The organism is Halorussus sp. MSC15.2 (assembly GCF_010747475.1).
Classification (GTDB): Archaea; Halobacteriota; Halobacteria; order Halobacteriales; family Haladaptataceae; genus Halorussus.
Genome location: NZ_VSLZ01000001.1, coordinates 601,106 through 617,726, shown reverse-complemented (window position 1 = coordinate 617,726; position 16,621 = coordinate 601,106). Strand labels below are relative to the sequence as shown.

The following is a 16,621-nucleotide window of genomic DNA, read 5'->3' as shown; positions in this document are numbered from 1 at the left end:
ATCACTTCGTCGGACGCGTGACCTCCACGTACGGCGCGGTCTCGACGTGGTTGACGACGCCCATCGACTTCGTGGTCCCGGCGATGGACTTCTCGGCCTCGATGTACTGGATGTCGTTCTCGTGCTTCCACGTCCGGTACATGTGCTGGGCGTCGTAGACGAAGAACTCCGCGAGGTTCGTCTCCATGGTCTCGGGGTTGTGGATGTACGTCACGGTGTCCTCCTCGAACGAGACGTTCTCGCGCGCCCAGTAGTAGAGTTCCCGGACCTGCGGCGCGTCGAACCACCGGAGGAACGCCTCGGTGTACACCAGCGCGAGGACGGGACGGTCGCGCCGGTTCGTGATGTCCCGGAGCACACGCTTGACGAACGCCATCGACGCGGTCGCGCTCTTGCTCATCAGTCGACTGAGCAGGCCGCTGGACGACGCCGCGTAGACGTTCCGGTGGTCGGCGTAGGCCCCCCAAGCGTTGAACGAGTCGAGCACGAACAGCGAGTCGGAGTCGAGCAGCGCCGGAATCTCGTCCTCGTCGGCCGGAAGCATCGACTCGAACCGGGTCGGCGTGAGCGACGGCGACGGAACCAGCCAGATGCCCATGCCCGAGTCGACGGCGCTGGCGGCCATCCCGACGACCAGTCCGTCCACGAACGCCCGGCCGTCGTGTTCGAAGAGGACCCCGCTCCCCTTGGTGAGACCGCCGCTTATATCGTCGAGACCCTCGAACCCGGTCGAGATTACGTCGTTCCCGATGCCGAAGTCGTGGGTCCGATTCTGTGGCGTCAGGAACACCCCGTCGTCGTCGATGCCGAGTTCGTACTCGCGGGTGTCGTGGTCCACGCCGCGCATCTTCACGACCCGGAGCGACCGGCGCGGGTTCCCCTCGACCGGACTCCGCCGGAGGCGAACGACGCCGTGCGTCGAGAACTCCAGCACCGTCGCCGGGGCGAGTCTGTCGGCCGAGTCGTCGTCGGAGACGAGCGCTTCGGCCGTGAGCAGCGAGGTCGCCCCGAACTCGTCCGTGAACAGTCGAACGAGGTCGAGGATGGCGCGCTGGAAGAAGTGCGAATCGTCGCGGATGCCCGCGAGACTGGCCGTGCTGTCGAAGACGACCCGGTCGCACGGCGCGAACCGCGAGAGGTACTCCTCGACGTACTGCATCTCGAACGGCGCGGAGTACCCCTCGCCGAGAACCTCGTCGCCGTCGGTGGTCTGCATCGTCAGGTTCTGCTCGCCCTCCTCGATGGTTCGCCCGGTCCGGGCGTGGACGTGGACGATGGTCAGGTTCGGATGGTCGAGGTCGAAGTCGAACCCCTCGAACGACGACCGGAGTTCCTCGGCCGTCTGCTCGGTCGAGACGTAGAGACACCGGTCGCCGTCCGCCAGTCCCGCTTGGAGGAACTGCATCGCCAGCGTACTCTTCCCGACGCCCGGCCCGCCCGAAATCAGTATCGACCTATTTTCCGGAAAACCGCCGTCGAGGATTCTATCTAGAACGTCGCTCCCGGTAGAGACGGACATTTCTCGTTAGCGTCGGTACCGCGGCTTGAACTTAACACTTTACTTCGGTAGATTCACCGGAAAATACCGGTTAAAATAGCTTTTGGCCGTCACACCCTCGGTCGAGATGTCGGAACACATTAACTCGAATTCGAGTGGCAATTTTCACGGGTTCCCGACGTTTTAGCCTCACCGGCACGAACAGCGTGGTATGCAACTTCACGCCAGAGACGTGGGTCGAGACGTCCGGGAACTCGGCGCACTTCTCGGAGACGTACTGGAAGCCCAGACCTCTGCCGAGGCGTTCGACGTGGTCGAGTCGGTCCGCACCGAGGCCATCGACTACCGACGCGACAACGTGGAGAGCCGCGAGGCGCTCCGGGCCGAACTGGCCGACTTACCGCCTGAGCGCGCCGGTATCGTCGCCCGCGCGTTCGCCACGTACTTCGAACTCATCAACCTCGCGGAGGAGCGCGAGCGCGTGCGAGCCATCCGGGAGGGGTCCCAGAACGGGACCTTAGCCGACAGCGTGGCCGACACCGCCGAGACCCTCGCCGAGGCGGGCGCGGACGAGGCGGAGGTCCAGCAGGTACTCGACGACGTGCTGGTCGAACCCACCTTCACCGCCCACCCGACCGAGGCCCGGCGCAAGACGGTGAAGGCCAAGCTCCGGGCGGTCGCCGACGACATCGAGACGCTGGACGAACGCCGACTGACCGACCGCGAGGAGTCGGCCGTCGAGCGCGACCTCGAAGCCGAGGTCACGAGTCTCTGGCAGACGCCGCAGGTCCGCGAGCGCAGGCCGGAGGTCACCGACGAGGCGCTCAACGTCCAGTGGTACCTCGAGAACACGCTGTTCGACGTGGTGGGCGAGGTGTACGACGAACTGGAGCGCGAACTGGGCGAGGAGTTCGACTCGCTGGACATTCCCAAGCTCTTCGAGTTCCGGTCGTGGGCCGGGAGCGACCGGGACGGCAACCCCTTCGTCACCCCCGACGTGACCGCCGAGACGCTGGAACGCCAGCGCGAGGTCGTGGTGTCGCGCTACCGCGAGGAGTGCAAGCGCCTCTCGGGCGTCCTCAGTCAGGACGACCGGAGCATCGCCGTCAGCGAGGCGTTCGAGGCGCGCCTCGACGCCGACCGCGAGCGCCTGCCCGGCGTCGCCGCGGAGGCCGAGGAGCGCTACCCCGACGAACCCTACCGCCAGAAGCTGAAGCTGATGCGCGAACGCCTCGACCGAGTGGGCGACGTGCGACCCGGCGGCTACGACGACAGCGACGAACTGCTGGCCGACGTGGACGCCATCGCCGAGAGCCTGCGGGAGAACGGCGCGGGGGTCGTCGCCGAGGACAAGGTGGACCCCTTCCGTCGGCGGGTCGCCACCTTCGGTCTCTCGCTGGCGAGTCTCGACCTGCGCGACCACCGGAAGAACCACACCGAGGCGGTCGCCGAGGCGCTGGCGAGGGAAGGCGTCGAGTACGAGGCGATGGACGAGGACGAGCGCGTCGAGACCCTGACCGAGGCCATCCTTCAGGACGACCCGATTATCGACGTGTCGGACACCGGCAACCTCTCGGACACCGCGAGCCGCGTCCTCACGCTGTTCGACCGGACCGCCGACTGGCAGGCCGAGTACGGCGTCGAGGCCATCGACACCTACTGCATCAGCATGACCGAGGAACCGAGTCACGTCCTCGAAGTCCTGTTTCTGGCCGACCAAGCCGGAGTCGTGGACCTCCCCGGATACTCGGGACTCGACGTGGTTCCCCTGCTCGAAACCGAGTCGGCGCTGTCGGGCGCGCGCCGAATCATGGGCACGCTGTTCGAGAACGAGGCGTACGCGGCCGCGGTCGAAGCGCGAGGCGGGACGCAGGAAATCATGCTCGGATACTCGGACTCCAACAAAGAGAACGGCTTCCTCGCGGCCAACTGGAGCCTCTACCGCAACCAGAAGCGCCTCGCGGCCATCTGCGACGACCACGACGTGCGCATGCGCCTGTTCCACGGTCGCGGCGGCTCCATCTCGCGGGGCGGCGGTCCGATGAACGACGCCCTGCTCGCGCTCCCCAACGAGACGGTGACCGGCGAGGTCAAGTTCACCGAGCAGGGCGAGGCCATCGCGGAGAAGTACGCCAACCCCCGCATCGCCGAGCGCAACCTCGAACAGATGCTCGACGCCCAGTTGCGCGCCCGCCACGAGGCCATCCGGGAACCCGTCGAGGAGGTGCCCGACGAGTGGGTCGAGGCGATGGAGACCGCGGCCGACGCCGCCCGCGACGGCTACCGTGACCTGCTCGAAACCGAGGGGTTCGTCTCGTACTTCGAGGACGCGACCCCCATCGAGGTCATCGAGGAACTCAATCTGGGGTCGCGCCCGGCCTCCCGGTCGGGCGAGCGCACGGTCGAAGACCTCCGGGCGATTCCGTGGGTGTTCTCGTGGACGCAGGCCCGGTGTATCCTGCCCGGGTGGTACGCGCTGGCGGAGGGGCTAGACGCCTACCTCGACGGCGGGGCGCAGAGCGCCTCGGATGCGAGCGGCGGCGACGTGACGACGCTCCGAGAGATGTACGCCGAGTGGCCGTTCTTCCGGACGACGCTCGACAACGCCGCCTTGGCGCTGGCCCGGACCGACCTCGAAATCGCGGGCGAGTACGCCCGACTCGCGCCCGCCGAGCGCCGAGAGGCGTTCTTCCCCCGTATCGAGGCCGAGTACGACCGTGCGGTCGAACTGGTGACCGAGATTACGGGCCGGGACAGTCTGCTCAAGCGCGAGTGGCTCGAAGGGAGTCTGGAGCGGCGCAACCCCTACGTGGACCCGCTGAACCTGCTCCAGACCCAGTTGCTCTCCCAGTCGCACCTGACGCCCGAGGAGGAGCGCACCCTTCGACTGACCGTCAAGGGTATTGCGGCCGGGATGAAGAACACGGGGTAGCGCGCGCCGGGCTACAGTTTCGAGACCGTCTCGTCGAGTTCGGATATCATCATCACCTGTTCCTCGGTCGCGGCGGCGATGGTGTCCACCTCCTCGGACACCCGGTCGGCCTTCGCGGCGGCGTCGTCTATCATGCTCGCGACCTCCTCGGTGCTGGCGGCCTGCTGGTCGGTCGCGTCGGTGATTTCGCCCATCCCGGTCGCGGTCTCGGTCGCGGCGTCCACGATGCGTTCGAGTTTGCCGCCCGTCCGCTCGACCGCTTCGACGGTGTCGGCGATGGACCGCTCGCTCTCGCCGAGGCTGTCGAGGGTGCTCTGGGCGCGGTCCTCGATGCGCTCGACCATCGACTCGATTTCGGCGGCGCGGTCCTGTGACTCCTCGGCGAGCGTCTTGACCTCCTCGGCGACCACCGCGAAGCCGTCTCCCGCCTCGCCAGCGCGGGCGGCCTCGATGGAGGCGTTCAGCGCGAGCAAGTTGGTCTGGTCGGCCACGTCGTTTATCATGTCCACGGCGTCGCCAATCTCCTCGACTGCGTCTTGAAGGGCCTGAGCGTCCTCCACGATGCTCTCGCGGGTCTCGTCGGTCTCTCTGGTCGCCTCGATGGCGCGCTGGCCGAGCTGCTGGCCCTCCTCGGCGAGTTGCTGGGCCTCGCGACTCTGCTCGCCGACCTCCTCGGCGCTGGCCGCTATCTCCTCGATGGTGGCGCTCTGCTTGGACACTTCGCTGGCAATCTGGCTCATCTGGTCGGACTGCTCGTCGGTGAGTTGGCTTATCTCCTGAGCGCTCGCGTTGACCTCCGCGGCCGAGTCGTCGAGGTCCGCCACGGTCGCGCGAGTCCGGTCGCCAATAGCGTCGGCGCGTTCGAGTTCCTGCTCCAGTCGTTCGGTGTCCTCGCGTAACGCCTCGACTTCCGAGCGCGTCTCGGCGTCGTCGAGTTCGTAGGCGTCGAGACCGACGCTGACGTCAAGCGCGAACAGTTTCGCCAGCGACGCGACCTGTTCGAACGTCTCGCCGACGCGGGCGTCCACCTGCTCGACCAGCGCGTCGATGCGGTCGCCTTTCGAGTCGTCGCCGACGACCGCGCCGCCGTCGGTCTCCGCGTCGGTCGCGCTCGGCGCGAGTTCTCTGACGGTCTGTTCGACCTCCGTCTGCAGCGTCTCTCGCAGCGCGGGGAGGACCGCCTCGAACCACCGGGCGTGACCGCACAGATACGCCGACGGTGGGAGACCGACTTCGTCGTGGGCCGCGCCGAACCGTCCCCGTTCGGCGAAGAAGTCGGTATCGTACGTCTCTCCGGCGGTCCGGGTGACTCCGGAGTCGGCCGAACCCGTACCGAAGTCGGTCAGCGACGCGCCGAGGTTGGCAAGCGCCGCGGCCTGTTCGTCGTCCACGTCCTCGCGGGACGCGTACGCGTCCCGGAGTCGGTCGGTGACCGCACCGTCTCGCTCGTCGAAGGGGAGCGACGAGAGCGCGTCGGCGTCGGCCGCATCGAAGCCGACCAGCGATTTTCGGGCGTCGAGTTCCACCGGCGAGACGACGCTCGGTCCCGTCTCATCGGATATTCCAGACATTTTATTACTTACTTCATGTAGAGTATTATATTTAAATCATTCCCGTTTCAGACGGCGGCGACAACCGTTACGAACGTCGATACTGTGACTCCCAACGGTGGGAAGATGAACGACGAACACGACACGACTCTCGACCGGCGGAGTTTCCTGAAGAACAGCGCGGTGGGAGCGTTCGGTTTCGCAGGGTGGGCCGCCCGAGACGGACAGGACGGAGACGGGCAAGGCGGAGACGGGCAAGGCGGAGACGGACAGGGCGGTGGCGAGCGACCGCTGTACGTCCGCCGGATGGTGTTCCCGTACCCCGAACGACTCGGCGGGGACCTCCGGCAGAAGATAATCATCATGACCGACCGGAAGGATACCCGTCCCGACTCACTAGAGGACGTGAACGTGGACGCGGTGGACAACTGCAACTTCAGCGGCCAGTGGCCCCCGGAACAACTCAACGTCTGGGAAGGCATCATCGTGGACTGGGCGAACGCGGGTCGGATGGTCGGGTTCTTCGGCGGGAACCCGACCGTGGAGGCGACCCAGTTGGTCGAGCGCAACAGCATCTTCGTCGAGAATCAGCCCACGAACATCCCGCTCGGCACGACGTTCATCGTCAACAGCGTGGACAAGTGTCCCGGCGACCTCGTCGGCGTCGAGGCCACCAAGGTACCGGGTATCGAAATCCAGACCGGTCCCGGTGTGAGCACGGGCGAGGCCACGAACGACAGATAGGTCACTGTCAGACCGCCTCCAGTCCGGACTGCCCGTCGTCCGACCGTTTTCTGCGGCAGTCGTCGGGCACTCTGCGAAGCGAACGCTTTTAGCGCGCCGCAGACCGAACCGGAACCGTGAGCGAGCGACCGAACCGACGCGCCCGACCGGGGGTGGGCCGATGAGTGCGGACGACGCCGCGAGCGAGACGCGAGTCGAGGTGTACCCCGGACGGGAGGCTATCGTGGAGTTCGACCCGGCCCTCACCTTCGAGTGCGTCGAGGAGTGTACGTGGTGCTGTCGCCACGGCGTCCTGCTCTACGACGAGGACTTCTTCGAACTCGCCGAGCGCGCGGACCTTAGCGCGGCGACGACCCGGTTCCGAGGGGAAGACTTCGTGATTCGGGAGGAGAAGGACCGCGACGACCACGTCGCCGACGACGGGGCGGCCTGCTACTTCCTCCGGGAAGACGGTCTCTGCGAACTCCACGCCGAACACGACTGGAAACCGACGCGATGCTCGGTGTTCCCGCTGGAGGTATCTCTGGAAGACGGCGAGATTCGGGTCACGACCCGCGACGAGGCGTGGGAGCACTGCGAGGGGATGAACGTGAGCGAGCGCCGAGTCGTCGAGAATCTGGACGCGTTCCTGCCGGAGTACCTCTGGGAACTGGAGGACCCGGACACGAAGCGCGAACTCTGACCGGCCACCTCGTTTCCCTCGACTCGTCTCGCCCCCGTATCTGGCTCACTCCGCCGCCTCGTCTATCTCCCTGTGAACGACCCAGAATCCGATGAGGAGACCCAGCAGCAGGACGACGTAGACGCCGGCGATTGTGATGGCCTCCGTGGGACCGTAATCGTCCGGTTTGAAGGTGATAATCTGTCGCACGACCGCGATGAGACCCGCGTGTATCACCGCCATGACGACGCTCTGGGCTTCCACGTACGCGACGACCGTCTGGTAGAGTTCGACGATGACGAACAGATAGAGGACGATGTCGATGCTCGACCGAACGAGCGAGAGCGTCGCCGTCGTGTCGGTCACGTCGCGGACGAGTATCGACCGACCGATGACGATGCCGAGGTTGACGACCCCGAGCACGAGCAGGACGACCAGAAACGCCGCTATCGCCGTCTGGAGAATCGTGATACCGCGTTCGAGCAGTCCCGTGAACTGGGTCGCCTCTATCCGGTCCATTCTGGTGTAAGCGTCTCGGTCGCCCGGCGGAAGTTAGTTCCGACCAGAACCGGCTCGAAGTCCGCGGGAACGCTCGATAAGCGCGGAGAGACGTACTCCCTAAGAGTCACTCGTGGTTGTTACCGTATCGTGGCTCCCCAGCCAAGGTTCAAGTACGAAGGCGCGACCAGTCCCGACCGGACGCCTCGCGCGGTCGTCCGGAGTCGGGGCCGGGACCGCCAGTCCGACTACCCCGAGAGGGCTGAGCCAAACACCGAGCAGGCGGTAGTCCGTGCATATCGAGCAACGCAGAATCGAGGTCACGCGCTCCAGTCCTCCTTGATTGCGCAGCGTGCCGTCTCGACTGTGGGACGTGTTCCGGTCGGTCGAGACTCAAGACGGGAGCGGACACAGACTCGCGGTCAGCACCGCGGTTTCGTCGGTCTCGTTACGCGCGCCGTGGACCGCGCCGCGTTCGTGGAGGACCACGCCCGGGGCCTCGACGACTTCCTCGTCATCGCCCTGTATCACGGTCACCGCCCCGTCGAGGACGTGGAAGACGTTGGTCGCGTCGGCGTGGTCGTGGGCCGAGAGTTCTGCGCCGGGACCGAGCGCGAACGCCTTGACTAGCACGTCGTCGGTCACGGCCAGTTCCGCGTCGAGAACCTCGCCCTCGTCGGGGTCGAGGTCGGGATAGCGGTCGAGTGCCATGCCTCGGCAAACGCGACGGCGGCCCTTAAAATTCGGTCCGAACGTGCGGGTCGCGGAGTCGGATACGGTCCGTGTCGAGCGCGACCAGTCCCGTACGCGGTCCGGTAGCGGAACGTGGGACACGACCGAGAGACCGGAGAGAGCCGAGTCTGGACTATCTGTCGAATCGAAGTCGGCCGGGACCGGGTCTACCCGGCCAGGCGGTCGCCCCGAGAAAAGCGGGGCGAACGCGTCGTTCGCAAGGGATAGCGCAGTGCGGCGGTCGATGGGTGCGGACGTGTGCCTCTGTCGCGGCTAGATAGGAACGACGAGCGGACGCCGAGGCGGTCGGCTGTCGCGCTGACGGAAACCGGGCCGGTGGGCGGGTCCGGCCGGCCGGGTGTGTGCGTCGTCGCTCGTCGCGCCGGGATGTGCGGTTGCGGTCGGACGCGCACCGCCGGGAGCGGAAACGACAGTGCGCCGGTCGCAACGACCGCATCAGTTCCAACGACCGCGTCCCACTTCAACCGGGGCGACCGTCCAGATGGTTCAGGTCCGTTCACTGCCGGGATGAACGGTCGTGAACAGTTCAACTGCCGCGTAGGGGACCCGGCGGAGGCTCAAGCAGGGACTGAACCGAGAGAAGTCGGACGTACGGTTCGCGGTCTCGTTACGTTCGATGTTCGCCGACGAACCCCGTCGAGAACGCAATCCACGCCAACACGCTCACGAACAGAATCGGCGGCAAGATAGCGAACCCCCAGAGCGGGTCGACGCCCCACGCGAGTAACAGTACGACGTCCGCCAGTCCCAACGCCAAGAACGGCAGGACGGCCAACGCCGCCCGCGTTCGGTTTATCGACCCCGAGGACGGGAAACGGTTCTCCATGTTCGGAACAGCGGTCCGAACGGACAAAAAAGTGTCCGCTCGACAGTAGGGGGAACGCGCCCGTACCACGGGAGGGGAACTCTTCTGTCGGGGCGAGTTCGCGGGGGACAGTGCTTTGATGAACGGTAACGTATGACTCGATATGGCAACTGCGACCCAACTCGAAGCCGACACCGGAACCGAAATGGGCGTCTGGTGGCTCGACCTCGGTGGCGTCAACGCCTACCTCGTGGACGACCACGGCAATCTCGTGTTGGTCGACGCCGGAACGCCCCGGAGCACCGACCAGATTCGGGACGGCATCCGCGAGGCGGGCTATCGAGTCGCCGACGTGGCGCGCGTCCTCGTCACGCACTACGACGTGGACCACGTCGGCGCGCTGTCGAAACTCGGTCTCGACGCGCCAGTGTACGTCGGCCGGGCCGACGCCGAGATACTGGTCGGACGCCGAAAGCCCGACTGGCGAAACCGCAAGGGACTGCTCCAGCGAGTGAGCGACGCCCTCGTCTCGGTGCCCGACCTCCCCATCAGACCGGTCGAAGACGGCGACGAAATCGGGAGTTTCACCGCCTACCACACGCCGGGCCACTCGCCCGGCCACACGGTCTACGTCTCGGAGGACCCGAGCGTGGCGTTTCTGGGCGACCTCGTTCGCGAGAGCGACGGCCGACTGGAACCCTCGCCGTGGGCGATGAGCTACGACACCGACGCGGTGCATCGGAGCGTTCGGCGGTTGGCCGGCGACGCGCCCGACTTCGAGACGGCCGCGATGGGCCACGGCACGCCCATCATGCGCGGAGGCAGCGAGCGACTGCGGGAGCTATCCGAGCGAGTGTAGCTGGTTGAGAGACCGTCTCACACTCCCCTGAGGCTTACGTGCGACGAGCGAGTGCCTCGAACCGATGAGCGACAGAGACGCGGTTCGTCGCGCCTACGACGAGATGGCAGAGACGTACGCCGCCGAGCGGTCCGAGCGGGGTCGCGGAGTGGAGATTCTGGCGGCGTTCCTCAGTGACCTACCGAACAGTCCTCGCGTGCTGGACGCCGGGTGCGGTCAAGGGACGCCGGTGCTGCGGCGACTCGCCGAGTCGGCCGACCCGGTGGGTCTCGACTTCTCGCGCGAGCAACTCGGACTCGCGCGCGGGAACGTGCCCAGTGTACCGCTCGTCCGGGGCGACATGACCGCACTCCCGTTCCGCGACGACGCCTTCGACGCCGTGACCGCCTACCACTCGCTGATTCACGTGCCCCTCGACGACCACCAAACTGTCGTCGAGGAGTTCGCGCGCGTCCTCCGGCCCGGCGGGCGCGTGCTGCTGACGGAGGGCATCGACGAGTGGTCCGGGAAGAACCCCGACTGGTTGGACAGCGGCGTCGAGATGCAGTGGGACATCGCGGGAGCCGAGGCGACGAAGTCACAGTTGAGAGACGCGGGATTCGTCGTCGTCGGAGAGTGGCGCGCGACCGACGAACTGGCCGACGACGAGGCGCAGAAACCGCTGTTCGAGGCCCGGTTGGAAGAACCGCAAGAGTAGAGCGGGGTCGCTGGCGTCTCAGGCCGCCAGTTCCTCGGCCACCGCCTCGGCCGACAGCAGGGCGGGGTCCACGATGAGGTCGGCCTGCCCGCGCGCGAAGTCGGGCAAGTCGTCGTCGGTGTAGACGACCACCTGCACGCCCTCGTTGAGGTCCTTGGCGACGGGGATGGCGGTCGCGCCCTCCGTCTCGGTCAGGACGAGGGTGTCGGCGTCGGTGATTCCGGCCTCTTCGAGCGCGGGCCGGTTCGCCACGGTCTCGATTCGCGTCAGTTCGACGCCCTCTGCTTCGAGGGCGTCGCCCAGTCCGTCTTCGTCCGGTCCGACGAGGATTGCCTTCATCGTCTCTGGGTCACTCGTACTCGATGGTCGCGGGCGGTTTGTGGGTCACGTCGTAGACGACTCGCGAGACGTTGTCGTTCTGTCCGGTGATACGGCTCTGGATGCGCTGGAGGGTCTCCCAGTCGATTTCTTGGGCGCGGGCGGTCATCCCGTCCCGACTCTCGACCGAGCGCACCGAGACCACGTAGCCGTGGACGCGGTTGTCGCCCTTGACGCCGGTGGCCTTGCCGAGGACCGCGGCGAACGCCTGCCACGGGTCGTACTCCGCCAACTCCTCTTCCACGACGTGGGTCGCCTCGCGGGCGACCTCCAGTTTCTCGTCGGTGACCTCGCCGAGGATGCGGACCGCGAGGCCCGGACCCGGGAAGGGCATGCGCTCGGAGATTATCTCTTCGAGGTCGAGTTCGCGGGCGACCTCGCGGACCTCGTCCTTGTAGAGGTCGCGCATCGGTTCCACGATGCCCTCGAAGTCCACGACCTCGGGCAGGCCGCCGACGTTGTGGTGGGACTTGATGGTCCCCTCGCTCTCGATGCGGTCGGGGTAGATGGTCCCCTGCACGAGGAACTCCGCGCCCGTCTCCTCGGCCACGGTCTCGAACTCTCGGATGAACTGCTCGCCGATGACGTGGCGCTTCTCCTCGGGGTCGGTGACGCCCGCGAGCGCGTCGAGGAAGCGGTCCTTCGCGTCCACGATGCGGAGGCTGTCCATGTAGGAGAACGTCTCTCGAATCTCGTCGGTCTCGCCCTTCCGCATCAGGCCGGTATCCACGTAGACCGGAGTGAGTTGGTCGCCGACCGCCTCGTAGGCCAGCGCGGCCGCGGTCGAGGAGTCAACGCCGCCCGAGAGGGCGATGACGGCGTCGGCGTCGCCGACCTGTTCGCGAATCTCTGCTATCTTCTCGTCGATGAATTCGTCGGTGTTGACCATCAGGCTTCGACCTCCTCGGGGTTGTTCGCGTCGGCTTCGGAATCCGTTTTCTCGTCAGTACGCCCGTCGCGCCGGTCGAGGACCGCGTCGAGGAGTCCGACGAACGGCGGACTCGCGCGGGTCGGCCGCGACCGGAACTCGGGGTGGAACTGGGTGCCGAAGAAGTACGGGTGGCCCTCCAGTTCGAGTATCTCCATCCGGTTGCCCGACTCGCCTGAGAACACGAGGTCCGAGTCCTCGAACTCGTCGAAGTACTCGGGGTTGACCTCGTATCGGTGGCGGTGGCGTTCGGTGCAGGAGGTGCTGCCGTAGACCTGTTCGGCCAGCGTCCCCGCCTCGATGTCGGTCTCGTGAGCGCCGAGTCGCATCGTCCCGCCGAGGTCTTCGAGGTCGTACTGCTCGGGCAGCAGGTCGATGACCGGGTGGGGCGTGTCCGCCTCGATTTCCGCGGAGTGAGCGCCCTCCAGTCCGAGGACGTTCCGAGCGTACTCCACGACCGCGAGCTGGAAGCCCAGACAGAGACCGAGGTAGGGCACACCGTTCTCGCGGGCGTACCGGATGGCCTCGATTTTGCCCTCGGTGCCGCGTGAGCCGAATCCGCCGGGCACGACGATGCCGTCGGCACCGTGGAGGCGCTCCTCGTGGTCCTCGGCCATCTTCTCGGAATCGACCCACCTGACGTTCACGTCGACGCTCTTCTCCAGTCCGGCGTGCTTGAGCGCCTCGTTGACCGACATGTAGGCGTCTTCGAGGTCGTACTTCCCGACGAGCGCGATTTCCACCTCGCCGTGGGTATCCTGAGTCACGAGGTCACGCCACGTGTTGTCGCGCTCTTCGGGCGGGAGCGCGTCGTCGGTGAGGTCGAACCGGTCCATCACGTACTCGTCCAGTCCTTCCTCTTCGACCATCAGCGGGACGTGGTAGATGTCCTCGACGTCGGGGTTCGAGAACACCGCGTCGGTCGGCACGTCGCAGAACAGCGCTATCTTCTCCTTGGTCGAGGGGTCGAGTTCGTCCTCGCACCGGCCGACCAGAATGTCGGGCTGGAGACCGATAGAGCGCAGTTCCTTCACGGAGTGCTGGGTCGGCTTGGTCTTCTGCTCGCCGTTCTTGGAGTAGGGGACGAGCGTGACGTGCGTGAGGAGGAAGTCGTCCTCGTCCTCCTCGTGGGCGAACTGGCGGAGCGCTTCGAGGAACGGCATGCCCTCGATGTCGCCCACCGTGCCGCCGACTTCCACGATGCAGACGTCGTGGCCCTCGGCGGCCTCGCGGATGCGGCGCTTGATGTCGTCGGTGACGTGCGGGATGATTTGGACGGTCTTCCCGAGGTAATCCCCGGCGCGCTCTTTCTCGATGACGTGCTGGTAGGTCTTCCCCGTCGTGACGTTGTGGTCGAACGTCATGTCGATGTCGAGGAATCGCTCGTAATTCCCCAAGTCGAGGTCCACTTCGCCGCCGTCCTTCAGGACGTACACCTCACCGTGTTGGAAGGGGTTCATCGTCCCCGCGTCCACGTTGAGATAGGGGTCTATCTTGACCGCGGTCACGTCGAACCCGGCGTTGGCGAGCAGACGGCCGGTGCTGGCGGCCGTGATGCCCTTGCCGAGTCCCGACATGACGCCCCCGGTGACGAAAATGAACTTGTTCCCGAGAGAAGGGTCGTAGTCTGTTTCCGGTTCGGTCGGCATACTGGGTGTCGGCGAGCGTCGTTCAAAACGATTTCGGAGCGTGCAAGGGGCGTCAGGCGGTAGCACAGTCGGAGACCGAGACACCCCGCCCGCGTGTATCCCAAGCTTCTTTGCGAGATAGTCGGGACGGTCAAACAATGCCAACGGAGCCTACGCGCCGGACGTTCCTCGGCGCACTCGCGGCCGCAGCGACGGGAAGCGTCGCCGGTTGCTCGAACAACTCCACGCCGTCCGGTGACGAGACGCGGTATCCGGTGAACCGGTCCCACGAGACGACCCTCCCGGCGCGCGACGCGTCGGACTCGACCGTCGCAGACTCGGACAGCGTCTACACCCGGGTGTACCGGAAGACGTCCGACGCTGTCGCGTTGATACGGACGCCCGACGGGTCGCAGGGGTCGGGGTTCCTCTACGACGACACTCACTTCGTCACCAACTACCACGTCGTCGGCGAGGCCGACCGCGCGAGCGTCCAACTCGACGAGACCACCTCCCGCATCGGGCGAGTCGTCGGCCGCGACCCGCGGAGCGACCTCGCGGTCGTCGAACTCGGGAGCGCGACCGAGACGGACCCGCTCTCGCTCATCCAGTCCGAACCGACAATCGGGACCCGGGTCGCCGTCGTCGGGAGTCCGTACGGTCTCCGCGGGTCGCTCACCTCCGGCATCGTCAGCGGTATCGACCGACAGGTGCCGAGTCCGGCGGGCGACTACCAGATTCCGAACGCCATCCAGACCGACGCGCCGGTCAACCCCGGTAACTCCGGCGGTCCGCTGGTCGACCTCTCGGGGCGGGTACTCGGCGTCGTCAACTCCGGCGGCGGCGACAACATCGCGTTCGCCATCTCGGCGTCGCTGGTCCGGCGCGTGGTTCCGGCGCTAATCGAGGACGGCGAGTACGACCACCCATTTCTCGGGGCGCAGACCGCGACCGTGACCGAACTGGTCGCGCGAGCGAACGAGTTCCCGAACGCGAAGGGCGTTCTGGTCGTCGACGTTCCGTCGGGCGCTCCGGCAGAGGGGCAACTCAGGCCCTGCACGGGCGTAACTCGCGTCGAGGGGTTCCGCGTCCCGGTCGGCGGCGACGCCCTCCTCGCCATCGACGGCGAGGCGGTTCGCACGCCGAAGGACCTCCACGCGTATCTCGCGCTCAACGCGAGTCCCGGCGAGACGCTGTCGGTCCGCGTCCGGCGCGACGGGTCGATTACGACCGTCCCCGTCGAAATCGGCGAACGACCCGAACTCGTCGCCTGACTGCTTTCGGTCACTCCTCGTCGTCCCACAGATAGGTCTGCCCGCCGCCCTCGTACGGTTCGTTCTTCGGATGGGTCGGACCACCGCCAATCTTCTTGGCGTTGGCCCGGAGTTGGAGGACGAACGCGAGCAGAAAACAGGCGTTCGCGGCGCTCCGATACAGGAACTGCTCGAAGAACGTCGGGCAGTTCGGAACGCATCGGTAATTGTTCGCCACGGCGAACGGAACCATCCCGAGGAAGACCAACGGATACGCAATTTCCTCCTCCAGTTTCAGCGAACCTCCCATCCGCACCGACGGGATTCCGAGCAGGAAACCGAGTCCCGACGCGAGGAGGACGAGATTGACCACCGGGAGCAGTTCCATACCGGAGTGTGACACGTCGCCGAGATATTCTTATCGTTCTACGAGTTCCCCGGCCAGAAACCCGCCCACCGCGTCGGCCACTTTCGCGTGCTGGCCGACGAAGAAGTGGTCCGCGCTCATCTCGACCGTCTCGTGGCCCAGCGCCTCGGCGCGCTCAACCAGCGGTCGCCAGTCCGCGGTGTCGTCGCGCGTCCCGTAGACGACCTGTACCGGCGCTTCGATGTCGTCCAGCGCGGCCGCGACGTCCAAGTCCGCGGCCAACTGCGACGCCGGGGCGAGCAGCGACACCGCCGCCGGTTGGGGGTCCACCGTCGCGGCCGCGAGCGCGGCGACGGCACCGCCGAAACTGAATCCGAAGACGCCGACGCGGTCGTAGCGGTCGCGCGCCCACCGGAGCGCGTTGCGGGCGTCCTCTCGCTCGCCGTACCCCTCGTCCCAGTCGCCGTAGTCGAAACGGAGGCAGGCGACGCCGCGGTCGGTGAGGAACTCGCTCACGGCGGTCAGGCGCGCGTCGCCGCGGTGGCCCCTGTGCTGGGGGTGAGGCGGACAGGCGACCACTACCGCGTCGGCGTCGTCGGACTCGGGGGCGTCGAGGGTCGCGCGCACGTCCCGGCCGCCGGGAATCGGCAGGTCCTCGGAGTTCATGGGCGTTCGTAGTGCGGGAGTTCTGATAAGGATTGTACTCCGGACTCGGTGGGTCGGTCGTGGGTTCGACCGTTCGCTAACTCGCAGTCGACTCTGAAACGGTGACCGTTTAGAAAGCCCCCGCCCGGTCGCGGTCGTTCCGCGGGATATTCTCGGCCCACCTCCGGTTCGCCTCGAATAGTGGCCCGCAGAGCCGACCACGTAGAACGCGACCGGGCGGCCACTTTCAGTCCACCCAGCCGACGTGGTCTGCATCGCCGACCGTCCGCCGGTAATCTGCGTCACGGGCTACGTAACGGTAGTTTCCGTCGTCGAGCGTTCGCGGCGGCGAACGCTCGGCGCTTCGGTCGGCGGAAAACGGCACGCGTCCGTCAGACGACTGTTGGGGAGGTGAGGATTTTAAG

The 16,621-nt window shown here is 66.5% G+C and carries 16 protein-coding genes; 6 read left to right on the top strand and 10 right to left on the bottom strand.

Annotated features, from left to right (window positions below; all coding sequences use genetic code 11):
• Position 1: 1 nt before the first annotated feature.
• The gene (locus tag FXF75_RS03185) at positions 2 to 1,519 is read right to left on the bottom strand and encodes an ATPase domain-containing protein (RefSeq protein ID WP_163520094.1); all 1,518 of its coding nucleotides are present in this window, start codon (positions 1,517 to 1,519) and stop codon (positions 2 to 4) included.
• A gap of 190 nt (positions 1,520 to 1,709) precedes the next feature.
• Between FXF75_RS03185 and ppc the strand changes: the two genes are divergently transcribed.
• Positions 1,710 to 4,430 carry a phosphoenolpyruvate carboxylase gene (gene ppc, locus FXF75_RS03180; RefSeq protein ID WP_163520093.1) on the top strand — a complete coding sequence of 907 codons (2,721 nt, stop codon included), beginning with the start codon at positions 1,710 to 1,712 and terminating at the stop codon, positions 4,428 to 4,430.
• Positions 4,431 to 4,441: 11 nt separating this feature from the next.
• On the opposite strand, the gene FXF75_RS03175 is transcribed toward ppc, so the two are convergent.
• Positions 4,442 to 6,001 carry a methyl-accepting chemotaxis protein gene (locus tag FXF75_RS03175; protein ID WP_163520092.1) on the bottom strand — a complete coding sequence of 520 codons (1,560 nt, stop codon included), beginning with the start codon at positions 5,999 to 6,001 and terminating at the stop codon, positions 4,442 to 4,444.
• 105 nt (positions 6,002 to 6,106) lie between these two features.
• Here FXF75_RS03175 and FXF75_RS03170 point away from each other — a divergent pair, with 105 nt between their 5' ends.
• Positions 6,107 to 6,724, top strand: a complete 618-nt coding sequence (locus tag FXF75_RS03170; RefSeq protein ID WP_163520091.1) for a hypothetical protein — start codon at positions 6,107 to 6,109, stop codon at positions 6,722 to 6,724.
• Positions 6,725 to 6,884: 160 nt separating this feature from the next.
• Positions 6,885 to 7,406: a hypothetical protein gene (locus FXF75_RS03165; protein ID WP_163520090.1), complete on the top strand. Its 522-nt coding sequence runs from the start codon at positions 6,885 to 6,887 to the stop codon at positions 7,404 to 7,406.
• 45 nt (positions 7,407 to 7,451) lie between these two features.
• Here the strand turns inward: FXF75_RS03165 and FXF75_RS03160 are convergent, their stop codons facing one another.
• From FXF75_RS03160 to FXF75_RS03150, 3 genes are all read right to left on the bottom strand, one after another.
• Positions 7,452 to 7,904 carry a phosphate-starvation-inducible PsiE family protein gene (locus FXF75_RS03160; RefSeq protein ID WP_163520089.1) on the bottom strand — a complete coding sequence of 151 codons (453 nt, stop codon included), beginning with the start codon at positions 7,902 to 7,904 and terminating at the stop codon, positions 7,452 to 7,454.
• A gap of 372 nt (positions 7,905 to 8,276) precedes the next feature.
• Entirely contained in the window at positions 8,277 to 8,594 is a 318-nt protein-coding gene (locus FXF75_RS03155) for a cupin domain-containing protein (RefSeq protein WP_163520088.1), read from the bottom strand.
• A gap of 649 nt (positions 8,595 to 9,243) precedes the next feature.
• A complete protein-coding gene (locus tag FXF75_RS03150; protein ID WP_163520087.1) occupies positions 9,244 to 9,462 on the bottom strand; it encodes a hypothetical protein in 219 nt (72 codons plus the stop codon).
• Between the two features lie 142 nt (positions 9,463 to 9,604).
• Here FXF75_RS03150 and FXF75_RS03145 point away from each other — a divergent pair, with 142 nt between their 5' ends.
• Positions 9,605 to 10,300 carry an MBL fold metallo-hydrolase gene (locus FXF75_RS03145; RefSeq protein WP_163520086.1) on the top strand — a complete coding sequence of 232 codons (696 nt, stop codon included), beginning with the start codon at positions 9,605 to 9,607 and terminating at the stop codon, positions 10,298 to 10,300.
• Positions 10,301 to 10,364: 64 nt separating this feature from the next.
• A complete protein-coding gene (locus FXF75_RS03140; protein ID WP_163520085.1) occupies positions 10,365 to 10,997 on the top strand; it encodes a class I SAM-dependent methyltransferase in 633 nt (210 codons plus the stop codon).
• 18 nt (positions 10,998 to 11,015) lie between these two features.
• Here the strand turns inward: FXF75_RS03140 and FXF75_RS03135 are convergent, their stop codons facing one another.
• Genes FXF75_RS03135 through FXF75_RS03125 form a run of 3 tightly spaced genes read right to left on the bottom strand, consistent with a single transcriptional unit; the run spans position 11,016 to position 13,952 of the window.
• Positions 11,016 to 11,336, bottom strand: a complete 321-nt coding sequence (locus tag FXF75_RS03135) for a CTP synthetase (RefSeq protein WP_163520084.1) — start codon at positions 11,334 to 11,336, stop codon at positions 11,016 to 11,018.
• Between the two features lie 10 nt (positions 11,337 to 11,346).
• On the bottom strand, positions 11,347 to 12,264 hold the full coding sequence (gene guaA / locus FXF75_RS03130; protein ID WP_163520083.1) for a glutamine-hydrolyzing GMP synthase: 918 nt from the start codon (positions 12,262 to 12,264) through the stop codon (positions 11,347 to 11,349).
• Positions 12,264 to 13,952: a CTP synthase gene (locus FXF75_RS03125; protein WP_163520082.1), complete on the bottom strand. Its 1,689-nt coding sequence runs from the start codon at positions 13,950 to 13,952 to the stop codon at positions 12,264 to 12,266. Before FXF75_RS03125 ends, guaA begins: the two co-directional genes overlap by 1 nt.
• A 137-nt stretch (positions 13,953 to 14,089) precedes the next feature.
• On the opposite strand from FXF75_RS03125, the gene FXF75_RS03120 reads away from it, so the two are divergent.
• Positions 14,090 to 15,205, top strand: coding sequence for a S1C family serine protease (locus tag FXF75_RS03120; RefSeq protein WP_163520081.1), 1,116 nt, complete (start codon positions 14,090 to 14,092; stop codon positions 15,203 to 15,205).
• Between the two features lie 10 nt (positions 15,206 to 15,215).
• On the opposite strand, the gene FXF75_RS03115 is transcribed toward FXF75_RS03120, so the two are convergent.
• Positions 15,216 to 15,572: a hypothetical protein gene (locus FXF75_RS03115; RefSeq protein ID WP_163520080.1), complete on the bottom strand. Its 357-nt coding sequence runs from the start codon at positions 15,570 to 15,572 to the stop codon at positions 15,216 to 15,218.
• Positions 15,573 to 15,602: 30 nt separating this feature from the next.
• Positions 15,603 to 16,217 carry a dienelactone hydrolase family protein gene (locus FXF75_RS03110; RefSeq protein WP_163520079.1) on the bottom strand — a complete coding sequence of 205 codons (615 nt, stop codon included), beginning with the start codon at positions 16,215 to 16,217 and terminating at the stop codon, positions 15,603 to 15,605.
• Between the last annotated feature and the right edge of the window lie 404 nt (positions 16,218 to 16,621).

Coding starts and splice junctions, on each gene's coding strand:
- ppc (WP_163520093.1), top strand. CDS start 1,710: ATGCAACTTCACGCCAGAGACGTGGGTCGAGACGTCCGGGAACTCGGC.
- FXF75_RS03135 (WP_163520084.1), bottom strand. CDS start 11,336: ATGAAGGCAATCCTCGTCGGACCGGACGAAGACGGACTGGGCGACGCC.
- FXF75_RS03165 (WP_163520090.1), top strand. CDS start 6,885: ATGAGTGCGGACGACGCCGCGAGCGAGACGCGAGTCGAGGTGTACCCC.
- FXF75_RS03115 (WP_163520080.1), bottom strand. CDS start 15,572: ATGGAACTGCTCCCGGTGGTCAATCTCGTCCTCCTCGCGTCGGGACTC.
- FXF75_RS03125 (WP_163520082.1), bottom strand. CDS start 13,952: ATGCCGACCGAACCGGAAACAGACTACGACCCTTCTCTCGGGAACAAG.
- FXF75_RS03110 (WP_163520079.1), bottom strand. CDS start 16,217: ATGAACTCCGAGGACCTGCCGATTCCCGGCGGCCGGGACGTGCGCGCG.
- FXF75_RS03160 (WP_163520089.1), bottom strand. CDS start 7,904: ATGGACCGGATAGAGGCGACCCAGTTCACGGGACTGCTCGAACGCGGT.
- FXF75_RS03145 (WP_163520086.1), top strand. CDS start 9,605: ATGGCAACTGCGACCCAACTCGAAGCCGACACCGGAACCGAAATGGGC.
- guaA (WP_163520083.1), bottom strand. CDS start 12,264: ATGGTCAACACCGACGAATTCATCGACGAGAAGATAGCAGAGATTCGC.
- FXF75_RS03170 (WP_163520091.1), top strand. CDS start 6,107: ATGAACGACGAACACGACACGACTCTCGACCGGCGGAGTTTCCTGAAG.
- FXF75_RS03155 (WP_163520088.1), bottom strand. CDS start 8,594: ATGGCACTCGACCGCTATCCCGACCTCGACCCCGACGAGGGCGAGGTT.
- FXF75_RS03185 (WP_163520094.1), bottom strand. CDS start 1,519: ATGTCCGTCTCTACCGGGAGCGACGTTCTAGATAGAATCCTCGACGGC.
- FXF75_RS03175 (WP_163520092.1), bottom strand. CDS start 6,001: ATGTCTGGAATATCCGATGAGACGGGACCGAGCGTCGTCTCGCCGGTG.
- FXF75_RS03140 (WP_163520085.1), top strand. CDS start 10,365: ATGAGCGACAGAGACGCGGTTCGTCGCGCCTACGACGAGATGGCAGAG.
- FXF75_RS03150 (WP_163520087.1), bottom strand. CDS start 9,462: ATGGAGAACCGTTTCCCGTCCTCGGGGTCGATAAACCGAACGCGGGCG.
- FXF75_RS03120 (WP_163520081.1), top strand. CDS start 14,090: ATGCCAACGGAGCCTACGCGCCGGACGTTCCTCGGCGCACTCGCGGCC.